General features: G+C 62.5%; 8 protein-coding genes. 3 read left to right on the top strand and 5 right to left on the bottom strand.

Annotated elements, in window-relative coordinates:
• Positions 1-5 precede the first annotated feature (5 nt).
• On the bottom strand, positions 6-2,210 hold the full coding sequence (locus tag AC3WLB_RS18700; RefSeq protein WP_492508584.1) for an acyltransferase family protein: 2,205 nt from the start codon (positions 2,208-2,210) through the stop codon (positions 6-8).
• Between the two features lie 210 nt (positions 2,211-2,420).
• Between AC3WLB_RS18700 and AC3WLB_RS18695 the strand changes: the two genes are divergently transcribed.
• On the top strand, positions 2,421-2,858 hold the full coding sequence (locus tag AC3WLB_RS18695) for a hypothetical protein (RefSeq protein WP_492508582.1): 438 nt from the start codon (positions 2,421-2,423) through the stop codon (positions 2,856-2,858).
• Entirely contained in the window at positions 2,855-3,775 is a 921-nt protein-coding gene (locus tag AC3WLB_RS18690; protein ID WP_492508580.1) for an HTTM domain-containing protein, read from the top strand. The genes AC3WLB_RS18695 and AC3WLB_RS18690 overlap by 4 nt, the downstream gene beginning before the upstream one ends.
• On the opposite strand, the gene AC3WLB_RS18685 is transcribed toward AC3WLB_RS18690, so the two are convergent.
• From AC3WLB_RS18685 to AC3WLB_RS18670, 4 genes are all read right to left on the bottom strand, one after another.
• The gene (locus AC3WLB_RS18685) at positions 3,744-5,183 is read right to left on the bottom strand and encodes a phytoene desaturase family protein (protein ID WP_492508578.1); all 1,440 of its coding nucleotides are present in this window, start codon (positions 5,181-5,183) and stop codon (positions 3,744-3,746) included. The genes AC3WLB_RS18690 and AC3WLB_RS18685 overlap by 32 nt on opposite strands.
• Before the next feature lie 111 nt (positions 5,184-5,294).
• The gene (locus AC3WLB_RS18680; RefSeq protein ID WP_492508576.1) at positions 5,295-7,637 is read right to left on the bottom strand and encodes a cell wall-binding repeat-containing protein; all 2,343 of its coding nucleotides are present in this window, start codon (positions 7,635-7,637) and stop codon (positions 5,295-5,297) included.
• 95 nt (positions 7,638-7,732) lie between these two features.
• Entirely contained in the window at positions 7,733-10,045 is a 2,313-nt protein-coding gene (locus AC3WLB_RS18675; RefSeq protein WP_492508574.1) for a hypothetical protein, read from the bottom strand.
• A 91-nt stretch (positions 10,046-10,136) separates the two neighbouring features.
• The gene (locus AC3WLB_RS18670; RefSeq protein ID WP_492508572.1) at positions 10,137-10,577 is read right to left on the bottom strand and encodes a VanZ family protein; all 441 of its coding nucleotides are present in this window, start codon (positions 10,575-10,577) and stop codon (positions 10,137-10,139) included.
• Positions 10,578-10,913: 336 nt separating this feature from the next.
• Between AC3WLB_RS18670 and AC3WLB_RS18665 the strand changes: the two genes are divergently transcribed.
• On the top strand, positions 10,914-11,060 hold the full coding sequence (locus AC3WLB_RS18665; RefSeq protein WP_492508570.1) for a hypothetical protein: 147 nt from the start codon (positions 10,914-10,916) through the stop codon (positions 11,058-11,060).
• Positions 11,061-11,270 lie beyond the last annotated feature (210 nt).

Below are 11,270 nucleotides of genomic sequence, written 5' to 3'. Positions count from 1 at the left end.
CCCGTTCACGTACCGGATTGCGCCGCCGCGTCCTGTGGCTCAGCGTTCAATGCTTCCCAAAGAACGGGCGCGAGGAGTGTGGAGTACTCGATGGTCAAATGCGTGCCATCCGTGCGGATGGGTGTGTTCGCCGCGAAGGACGGGCACCACCCGTTCTGGCCGCAGAACCACTCCCGAGTACCAATGAACTGAACTGCCGCTTCCTCCGCCGCTGCCTTTTGAGACGCCTCAAACGCCGTCCAGGGGTGGGCGGGCTTCGTCGCGCAATCGAGCGGCACCGCACCAGTGACGGCACATGTCCGGAACGGTGTACCGCGAGGGGGCCCGCCAAGAACTACGGTTCGGTCGGACGCCGGCGCGACTCTGCCGATGACCGAGGAGACGCCCGCTTTGATCTCGGCGCGCAATTCATCACCGGTCGACCTCGAGGCGATGCGGTCGATTGTCGTATCGGAGTTGGCGAGAATGGTCAGTTCAGGCTGCAGTTGGTCGATGGTGTCCAGCGCCCACCCGCGCCAGCGCTGACATTCGGGGTATGCCGTCTTGTCTCCGCGAAAAACCTCGACGTCGATACTCGGGCATTCCCCTCGCGTGAGCTGGTGTACTCGCCAGCCGTCAGCCTCGAATGCGGTTCGGACGGCCGGAAGCCACGCCATCGCGAATGAGTCACCGAAAAGGACGACATCCTTGACCGAGTCGGCGGGGCCGAAGACACAGGAGTCGACGTTGGAGGAGTCAACGTTCAAGCAAGCAGTCGAACGCAGGGTGTCGGACCAACCTGAGAGCCCCAATTCAGGGATTGCCGGCACCAACTCCGGAAATTCCTGTGCCTTCAAGGCTTCCTCGATTGCAGCTTGCTCGGCGCCGAGAGCCGTGGCGACGGCCTCCGGCTGTGCGGAATCGGTTGCAACCGCCGTAGGACGGGCGAACGAAGTCACCGGTGCCTCGACGTGCTCATTCATGGTGAAACCGAGGATGACCAGGCCGCCGCTGACGGTGGCCAGGACTCCGAGCCAGCCGTATCGCAGGCGCGGAGCGAACTGGCGCTTCCACGTCTCCCAATTGCGCCGCCGCGCCGACTCCCGGGCGGACTCAAGCCACGGTGACCTCAGAATGGGCTCCTCCACAAGGTAGTAGGAGGCAAGGGAGAATGCTGCGATCAGTGTGACCGTGACTGGAAAGTAGATCCACGGATTGCTTCCTATGACGACTGCGCCGATGACGATCACCGGAAAATGCCAGAGGTACAGCGAGTACGAGATTGTTCCGATGTAAACACTGAATCTGTTGGTCAACGGCCACAGGAAACGCTGGGGTCCACCGGTTCCGCCGATGATAACGAGGCCCGTTGCGAGGACGGGCAATGCGGCCCACGGAGCGGGAAAAGGCAGCGACTCGCTGATGAGAAAATACGAGGCGAGAATTCCGATGAGCCCGACCCAGCCGAAGACGGGCCGAAGGACATCCGGAATCCGCGCCCACCACGGTGACGCGATGGCAAGCAGGGCGCCCAGCCCAAGCTCCCATGCTCGCGTGAAGGTGGAGAAGTAAGCAACGGTCGGGTCTGAGACCGAGTCGATCATCGCCCAGCCGAAAGACGCCACAATGATGGCCAGCATCACGATTCCAGTGAGCGTGCGCCGGCGAGAGAATCGCCTGCTCAAACCGGCGACAGCGAGCACCGCGACCATGAGCCACGGCCAGACGAAATAGAACTGCTCTTCAACGGACAAGGACCAAAAATGCTGAAGAGGCGACGGCGGATCGGCGGCCTGGAAGTAATCGGTTCCCGCTGCGGCGAAGTGCCAGTTTGCGCTGAAGAAAAAGGCGTAGATCGCATCCCAAAAGGTCTGTTGATAGCGACTCGTTGAGAAAATGAAGAAGGCTGCGACGACGGTGACGAGCAGGGTCAGCGTTGCCGCCGGAACAATACGCTTTAGCCGCCGGCGGTAAAAGCCCAGGAAGGAGATTCGATTCGTCTTCTCGTGCTCTCGGATGAGAATGCCTGTGATCAGGAAGCCCGAGATCACGAAGAAGACGTCGACTCCGACGAATCCGCCGGATGGCCACGCAACCAAGTGGTCGAGGATCACCGCCACGACCGCGATCATGCGAAGTCCCTGGATGTCCAGGCGCAGATTCTTGCCTGTCGATCTTGTCTGTGTGCGCTTCGACGCACGCGTCGAATTGAACGATGCGCCAGATGGCATGCACTACCCCCGTCGTGTGTAACGCAAGCCTATCGGGGCCCGAGGATGGGTATCGACGGACGAATGAGGGGCGGCGCGAGAGTAGTGCGCGACGCTCCATCGCACGACGGGGCATGTTCCATCAGGGGTGGCGGGCGCCCCGTTATCAAGGGTAGGGTTCCACCCTGGTGGGGGGCGGGGGAAACGTTGAGCAAGAGGCGTCAGTCGGCGATGGTCCTCGGAGTCGTGGGCCTCCTTGTCGCGCTCGTCGCGCAGGGCGTGGTCGACTTCCGCTCGACGACTGAGGCGTTTCCTACGATCAGCATGCCCAGTTTCGAAGGCGCCCCGAACCCGGATGGGCACCGGACGATCGAGAAACTCACCATCCAGGCAACCTACGATGACGGCACCGTACGTGAGCCTGACGCTGAGGCTCTGTTCGAGCAGTTCCACTACTCCAGCGCTCGCTTCTCGATCGATCACCTGCTGAAAAACCCGCCCGAACTCGACGACGAGACGATCGACTGGCTGCGCGAGCAAGCAGCCCGTATGGGGGACGGCGCTACCCCGGTCTTGTTGACGTTCACCTGGCAGCCCTATGACCTCGACGTGAGAAGTGTTGAAGGAGTGCCGGTGGGCGAAGCGCAAGTGACGAAGGTAGCGCTGTGACGGGCGTTGCGGACTGGGCGCGGCGCACCGTGACCCGGATCAGTGACGGGTATCGCCCTCATCCGAAGCCCTTTGCAGTTCTCCGCATCCTCTTCGCCCTGCAGGTGCTGTTTGTGCCCCGTGATCTGCTGTGGGTGGGCGAGGTGCCGGCTCAATTCTTCAACCCGCCGCCCGGACCTTTCTCGCTCATCAGCGATCAGCCGTCACCCGAAGTGCTCCTGTCGCTCACGGTCATACGAGCCGTCATTGCAGTGTGGCTGCTGGTGGGGTGGAGGACCCTCTACGCGTCGGTCGCGACGACCTTGGTGCTACTCATCGGCAGCGGCCTTGGATACTCCTATAGCAAGGTCGACCACTTCATCCTCTACGACCTTGCTCCACTCGCGTTCGGTCTCGCGGGATGGGGAGCAACCTTGTCGCTGGACTCCTTGCGCAGGCGGTCCCGCACCCACGGATACCCGATGTTCCTCTTCGGGATTGTGGCCGCATTCGCCCTGCTCACTGCGGCGGTCCCGAAGCTGCGCGGCGGTTGGTGGAATCCGGCGCGGGAAGCCACCCGTCTGTACGTCGCGCGCGACAGCTTCGCGGGCCCCATTCCGGGACCACTCGGCGAGTTCCTGCTCAGCATCGACAACACCGTTCTCTGGAAACTTCTCGACTTCGGCACCCTCTTCGCCGAAAGCTGGCTGATCGTCGCGGTGTTCTTCCCGGGATTGTTCCGCATAGGACTCGCGATAGTCACCGCATTCCACATCGGCGTGTATCTGTCGCTTGGCATCGACTTCTTCAACAACATCTGGGCCTACGCCGGGTTCTTTTGCCTACCGATCGCCGGATGGTTCCCGGAGATCGCGGCGCTGCGTCGAGGACGAACGCGCAGTGCCTCTACAAGCCCAGCCGAGGCACCGGCAGCCTGAACACATCTCGCAGCGCTGTGCGCGCCGCGTAGAAACCACACAGACCATGAACGCCAGTCGCGGGGGGAGTCGACGAGGAGGCGAGATAGGTGCCTTTAAGGGGTGTCCGCCACGGAGTCGACGAAAGAACCGGTCGCATCACCATTTGCTTGATAGACAGCGCACCAGACGAGATGTCGCCGCCTACGAAATTGGGGTCGTACTGTTGCAGCTCCGCGGCGCTCATGGACGCGCTCGCGAGGATCCGATCCCGAAAGCCCGGCGCTACCTTTTCCACCGCCCGAGTGACAGTCTCAGTCGGGTCGACAGTCGACCCGGCGGGGACGTGGATGTAAGCCCACAGCACATGCTTGCCGCTCGGTGCGCGCGATGGGTCGAGCACGCTGGGCTGAGAGATAAGAACATACGGATTGCCCGGGTACTTGCCGCGCGCCACCGCTGTCTCGGACGCCTTCACGCTCTCGCGGCTGCCCCCAAGGTGGACAGTTCCCGTTACCCGCGCCTCGTCGTTCAGCCACGGCACCGGCCCGTCCAACGCGAAATCAACCTTCGCGATTCCATCCCCAAATCGGAACCGCCGCAGCGACGACAGATATCCGGCCGGAAACGAGTCGCCCACGATGTCAGCGAGGGATGCGGCTGACACGTCGTAGAGCACCGCTGTGCTGCCGCTCAGGTCTCGTGCGTCCTCTACTCGCGAATCAGTCAAGACACGACCACCATGTGCGAGGAGATCGTCTGTGAGTGCCCGGATGATAGCTTGACTGCCGCCGGCCGGTACGGGCCAACCGCGGGCGTGAGCGTGCGCGGCGAGAACCAGCCCGGCGCCTGCGGTGGCGAGCGACGGCATCCGACCGATGGAGTGAGCCATCACCCCGGTCAGCATCGCCGGAGCGGCATCCTCCCGGAAGCGGAGAGTCCATGCCGTTGTGCCCTGCTCGAGAGTGCGGAGCCCGAACCTGACCGCAGTGACCGGGTCGCGAGGCAGCCGTAGCAGCTGCGAACCGGTGAAGTCGGTCAGCCCCCGAATGTTGTTCACCAGCGGGGCGAACAGCGATCGCCACGCCCGACCATCGACGCCGAGGTGCTCGGCGGTGAGATCGAGATTCCGGTAGGCGACCCCAGCGCGTCCCTGCTCAAGCGGGTGGACATAGGACACGTCTGGGACGATGAAGTTCACACGCTTGGAGAGTTCGAAGGCGCGGAAGAACGGCGACGCGAGCCCCATCGGGTGGACCGCCGACCCGACATCGTGAAGGAAGCCAGGGAGCGTCAGTTCGAGCGTGCGCGCGCCTCCACCCAAGGTGGCGCCCTGCTCGTGCAGCTCTACCGACAAGCCAGCGCGCGCCATGGTGACAGCTGCAGCAAGACCATTCGGCCCGCCCCCCACGACCGTCACATCAGGCATGCGCCCAGTATGGCACCACCACCAACGGTGAAAGGCCGCGACCCTCACGAAGAAGAGAAGCAAGACGGCCTGGGTCGGCGCGCGGTGGCAATCCAGATCCGGCTTCGGTGTCTAGTCACACGGTCTCAGCGCGAGGACCGCGGCAGAAAGTGAACTCGGTCCGCCGATCAGTGTCACCTTTCTAGCTCCTTGCTGCGTGATTGCGTCGAGGGTCACTTGGGGAACGCAGTCCGGGCGACTCACGTAGAGTGGCGCGCCGACATGGCCTGCCCAGGCTGAACCCGAGAGCGCATCGGGAAAGTTACTACCCGTGACGAGGTATGCGTCCGCAGAACTGGCGTACGCACTCAGATTGATTGCCACGGACGCCTCGTAGCGGTCTGCGCCACCTAAGCGTTCAACCGTCCCATACGTCGCAAGTGCCGCAGCGACACCGGGACTCACCGAAGCGGGGCCACCTGCTATATAGATACGACCCGGGTCAAGGTTACGCAGCACCGACTCAGTCGCAGCGTCGAGAGTCTCCGCCTGGCCGTTCACGAGGAGGACCGGGGCGCCCTGAGAGCCAGCGGCGCCACCGGCGGCTAGCGCGTCTGGGAAATTCAGTCCGGTGGCAACGTAGATCGAGTCGGCACCAGAGTCTCCGAATACGTCGAGAGCGAGACTTCGGGAGACAGCGAATCGATCAGCGCCGTCGACCCTGACTGTTTTCGGCTGCATACCCTTCAAGATCGTCAATACTGCAGGTGAAACCGAATTCGGACCCCCGACTACCACGATCCGTGCGGGCTTCAGCCTCTGGATCTCTGCCTTGACCTCGGAAGGCAGGGTACTTCTCGCGGTCAGCAGAAGTGGACCCCCCTGAACAACCGCGGCGGCACCGGCCGACAATGCATCCGGATAGGTCTCACCGGTGGCGATGTAAACGACAGGGGCTCCGCCGGGGTATGCCTGTCTCGACACATTCACTGCAACCGCATAACGGTCGGCACCTGAGACCCTTGTGGTCTTCGGTTGCTTCCGTAGCGGCACCACGACGTTGACGTGCACCGACGGCTCGTTCAAGTGCACCGCGATGCGTGTGGCGCTCTGATAGTCGCTGCCATTCTCATACCACCGGTCGGCATACGTCACGTCGTCGTCCGGAATCACTTCGAAGCTGTACGAGCCCGCCGCAAGTCCGGAGAAGGAGAAGTTGCCATTCGCGTCGGGCCGCACGGTCTTGTCATCATTCATGCGCAGTCGAACGGAACTGAGACTTGAGGGTCCCGAGCCCTCAAAGGTCACGGTGCCGACGATTCCCGATGTCCGATCTAGCACTGCATTCGCGGTGATCGTGCCGCCGCGAGGGACCATTAGATTCTTGGTGGTCTTCCGAACGAACTGAGACCCAGGCGGCAGGAACTGGACAGTGTAGTTGCCGGCATACAGCCCTTTAACTGCGTATCTGCCCGCCGAATCCGTAACAACAGTCCTACCGCTCCATTCGGTACCGGGAGCGGTCACGCTTACGGAGACATTCGCGACGCCGATGCCGTCTCCGAATCCGGTCACGGTACCGCTGATCGTCGCCGCGGGCACGAGCAGAGCGTCATAGCCGGTCGCCTGCTCGGCTCGATGGACAACAACTGCGAGGGGTACCCCGCTAGCATCTGAGTACCACTGGGGGAGGTATCGCTGTTCCGGATCCGAGAACGCAAGGCTGCCTACTCCTGTCTGGTTCTCTTTCAAGGTCCATGTGCCGTCCGCTGCTGTCGTTGTGCTCGCTCCGTTCCGGGTGACGACGATACCTTCGATGCCTTGGGCCAGGTCCGCAGCCGACGTGACCCGACCTGAAATGGAGGCATGGGAGGGCATGGTGATGGTGAAGTTGTCGACTATATGGGTGGTGCCGATGCCCACCGTCGTCTGGGCATCCTCGTAGTCGTTGGAAACCGCCCTTACGCTATACTCGCCGGCGGGTAGTGAGTCAAACACATAGTCGCCATCGGAATCGGTCCTCGCGTACCAACTAAGCCGGCCGCCGGTGTCCAGCACGGTGAAATAGACAATTGCCGCCGGTACAGGAACCCCCGACTGCGACACAACTTTTCCGGAGACCACGCTCGGCATGGCAAGGGTCAGATCGAGACTTTCGGTATCAGCCGTGACGGCGACTCGTGCCTCGAAGGCCACCGCGTGCGCGTCCCCTGTGGGCGGTATGGCCACGACAAGATAGGAGCCGATTTCTAGGGATTCGATGAGATACGTCCCGTCGGCTCCCGTTTTCGCGGTCGCCGTCTGGGACTCAGTGTCCGCGTACCATTGAGGATCGTCGTAGCGAAGGTAGACCTCGACGACTACTCCGGCGGCGGGCATACCGTCCGCCGTGTCCCACGTGATTTTGCCCGAAAGCCGCCCATTCTTTGCCGCAATGGCGGGGCTTTCTCCGACCGCGATCACACTGATGATCAACGCCAACCCTAGAATCGCCGCAATCCAGCGCCTGAGGCGGACTCGTGTTTGGTTGCTTGTGGCACGTGTCATGGATGCACTCCAATCCGAGCGACTCATCGCAGCTTCATGCCTACGCCGATTCGAGGGACGACCGGGGCGTCCGTAAGCGTCCCGGTCCAGTTGGACCATGTTCCGGCCGACGTGGTCCGCGTGTATCCGAAGCCGGTTGCCCCCGTGAGTCGCGCCAGCGACTTCACGTTCCGACTTTGGTTCAGTTGAGTGGCCTGGACGCCGATTGCTGCGCCGTCGACGCGAAGAGCGATCCAGTAGGTCCCGCCGCGGCCAGTGTCGAATGGTGTTGAGAGGGTGACCTCTTTGACGCCGATCGACGCGGCCGTCATCGATCCTTCGGCGAATCGGGTGTCTGTGAGGGCTGCCAAGGATGGGGTGGCGCGATTCAAAGCGACCGTGATCGTGGCTCCGGCTGCCGCGGACGCGACCTCCACTCCGAAGGAGTGCACCACGCCAGCGGGGAGGTAGATCGGTGCCACCCATTGCGTGTTCTGGAGGAGGGTTGCGGTCTGGCGCCCAGACCCTTCGGGCGTGAAGTAGGTCAGGGCGGTCGAGGGGGCACCGAAGGTCTCGTTGGTCCAGATGATCTGATTGTCCGCCGTGACTCCGGTTCCTGACTCGCTGTAGAACTCGGCAACCGACGGGTCGATGATGGGATCCGTGATGGTTGCCCGACCGCCGGCGAACTGGAAGGCGCGCGAGATCTTCGAAGCGCGGAAGCGGACGACGTGAGCATCCTGGCCTGCCAGGCTTTCGTTGATGATCAACCCGCCGACGAGCTCACCCGGCATGGCGTCCGACACCTCGCAATCGATGACTTCCGCTGGGCTCGAAATCGAGAATCCGTATTGTCGAATGCCGCCAGGGCCGGCGTTCTCGCGAATCGCTCGGACCCGGACGTTGCGGATGGTCGGCCCCACGACGATGTTTGGGTACACGACGACCGCTGAGGCATAGTTCACCCCGTCGATGAGGCAGTCCTCGATGACTGTGGCGTCTGACCGCGTCTGGATTCCACCCTTGCAGTCGCGAACCACACCAGGGCGGAAGGTGAACGCCCATCCGGCACGGTGTGTATCCAGGCCGTGATTCGTGCAGTATGCGACTTCCGCCGGTTCGATGACGGCGTATTCGGGTCCGCCTTGCGCACCGAGGTTGTACACGTTAGTGGATGTGGACGAGGCAGGAAAGCCGAATGCCGGATCGGTCAGGTTGAGGTACATGTTCGGTCCGACGTTGGTCGTCAATCCGTGGCGGCACCGGAAGAAGCGAGTATTGCCGGCGACGTGCAGGCCGCGAGTCGTTCCGACGACATTGACGCCGTAACCCGAGCCGCTGTCGCCCTCAGTGTCCAGATCGGTGTCCCAGATGTCACCGATCGTCGTATCGATCACGGGCGAAACACAGTGCGTGAGAACGACTGCTCCCCGCACGTGGCTGCCGATGTAGCCTGGACCGACGATCCTGAAATCGTCCGCCAACTGCGCCAAGATCAGTGGCTTGGCGTCGACCGGCGGGTTCGTCGGGCTCTTGTAGCCCTGGCCGGTGATCTGCGACCCTTCGCCCATTTCAATCGTGAGAGGCGCAGCCAGCTGAGTGCGGACGATCCACGGGCCGGGCATGTAGTCGTACACACCCGTGTTCACGATGAGGTACTGATCGACCGAGGCGTCGATGGGGGCGGAGAGCGTCACGGACATTGCGCCCGGGGTGGTGTCGACGGACACGACGGTCAGGTTGTTCCTGCTCGGGTCAACCCTCCGACTGAACGCGTCGACGATGTCCACGAGGCCGGTCGCAATCGATGTCGAATCGGTCACGGGTATGACGGTCTGGCCGACGACATCGGACCTCACGTAGGCGAGCACGCGTCGGCCGAGGACCATCGGGAGATGCGACGGAAACGACATGTCCAACTCGAGGGACTGCGAAACCTCGTCGACCTCAATGACCTGGCGAAGCACAGCCACGTAGTTGACATCGCTCGTCGGGAACCGGGTACCGGACCCTACAATGATCCACTCGCCGGGGGTGTAAACGCCGGCGTCGTGCACCGGAACGGTCCTCAGAGGTTTGATCGGCAACGGGCCCGCGACCGGCTCCTCGTACTTCCACTTGCCGGAACGAAGAATCTGACCGGTGCCGATCACACGAAGGTGAGCTCCCGGTGCGAGTGTGAGGTGTTCGATCGCGCTCGTGCTCAAATCGAGATCCGAACTCTCGCAGATTCGGAAATCACCATCGATGATGAACTCTGGATACGTGTCCAGTAGTCCTTTCAGTGCGGCGGTCGCATCGGTGTCAGTTCCTGACAACGCTTGTACAGCTGGGAAGTCCTTCGTCGAAAGTGTCATGCCCGTCCCCCGATCGGTGAGCCCGCCGCGACCTTTGCGCGACAGGTGTAGGCCCACAGTATTGGGCGTACGGCGTCGTGCGAAAGTGCCCTTAATGGGAGGCTCGCGGGGGCGGGCCGCTATTCGCCAACAGAAATGGGGTGGGCGCTCGGAGCCATGCGATCAAGACGACCGCAATTAGCGTGCCGATGAGACCACCGGTGGAATTCGCGATCACGTCCCGGACGGTCGCGAAACGGGCTGGTAGGAAGACGTGCTGATACAACTCGATTGAGACGGAAAGGCCGGCGCAGATGAACGTGGCCGTCCACCACCAGCGCGGGCCGAGAAGCAGGGCAAGCAATAAGCCGAGGGGCACGAACATCGCGATGTTGGCTGCGAACTCCACCGTGCCGTAGTTGATGAAGTCCGGCACGCCATGGCGGTGCAACAACCGCAGCACCCGAAAGAGTGTTCCTTTCGAACCCCCGTCGACTGGAGTCGGCCAGGCCACGACGAACAGTACGCCCGCGCCGTAGAGCGCCAGCAGCACGGCAGCGACTCGACGCACAGCGGGTGATCGGTACAGGACGCCTCCTGCAGGAGTCAATGGATTGAGACTCGATACTACCGAGCTGCCGTGCGAGGTTCGAGGCTACCTGCCGATATAGGCTCGGCGTCGATGTAGCGCTGGAGAGCCTCGCGCACGACGTCGGTGAGGGTGCGGCCCTCGCTCTGCGCTTTTGCTAGTGCTGCGTCGTAGAGGTCAATCGGGATGCGGAAGCCTTTTACGGGTGTCTTCGGTTGATTGGGCACAGATCTCATATTGGCATGAAATAGTTGAGCAAAAATCTGGTTAGGTGTTGCGTCACCTAGTACAATCGTGACTATGACAGCCACTGAAACAGAGCGGAGCGTGGGTGCTGCCGACTCGCTCGAGATGCGGGCTCGTCTTTCTGCCGCGGCACGAGGCGATGACCTGGAGACCGTGATCACCGAGTACCTGCGGGCGTACGTTCGGGGTGAAGCCGCATGACGGCGCATCCGACCGTGCGGTTCACGCGGCGGCTGCGCCGGTGCCGGAACTGTGGAATCCGGGTGCGTCGCGAAGACATGGTTTACAACGCCCTGGCGTGTTCAGAAGATTGCGCCGACGACCTCTGGATCAAGAAGCACCACGGCGTGGGCTGAACGACGAAGTCCCGCCCCTCCACCGGAGCGGAGGGCCGGGACCTCGTCAGCGCCG

The organism is Herbiconiux sp. FW305-C-125 (assembly GCF_058783455.1).
The sequence above is the reverse complement of the archived record's forward strand: the minus strand, read 5'-3'. Positions and strand labels throughout refer to the sequence as shown.

Excerpts from the sequence above, each read along its gene's own strand:
- AC3WLB_RS18700 (WP_492508584.1), bottom strand. The coding sequence starts at position 2,210 with ATGCCATCTGGCGCATCGTTCAATTCGACGCGTGCGTCGAAGCGCACA.
- AC3WLB_RS18695 (WP_492508582.1), top strand. The coding sequence starts at position 2,421 with ATGGTCCTCGGAGTCGTGGGCCTCCTTGTCGCGCTCGTCGCGCAGGGC.
- AC3WLB_RS18685 (WP_492508578.1), bottom strand. The coding sequence starts at position 5,183 with ATGCCTGATGTGACGGTCGTGGGGGGCGGGCCGAATGGTCTTGCTGCA.
- AC3WLB_RS18675 (WP_492508574.1), bottom strand. The coding sequence starts at position 10,045 with ATGACACTTTCGACGAAGGACTTCCCAGCTGTACAAGCGTTGTCAGGA.
- AC3WLB_RS18665 (WP_492508570.1), top strand. The coding sequence starts at position 10,914 with ATGACAGCCACTGAAACAGAGCGGAGCGTGGGTGCTGCCGACTCGCTC.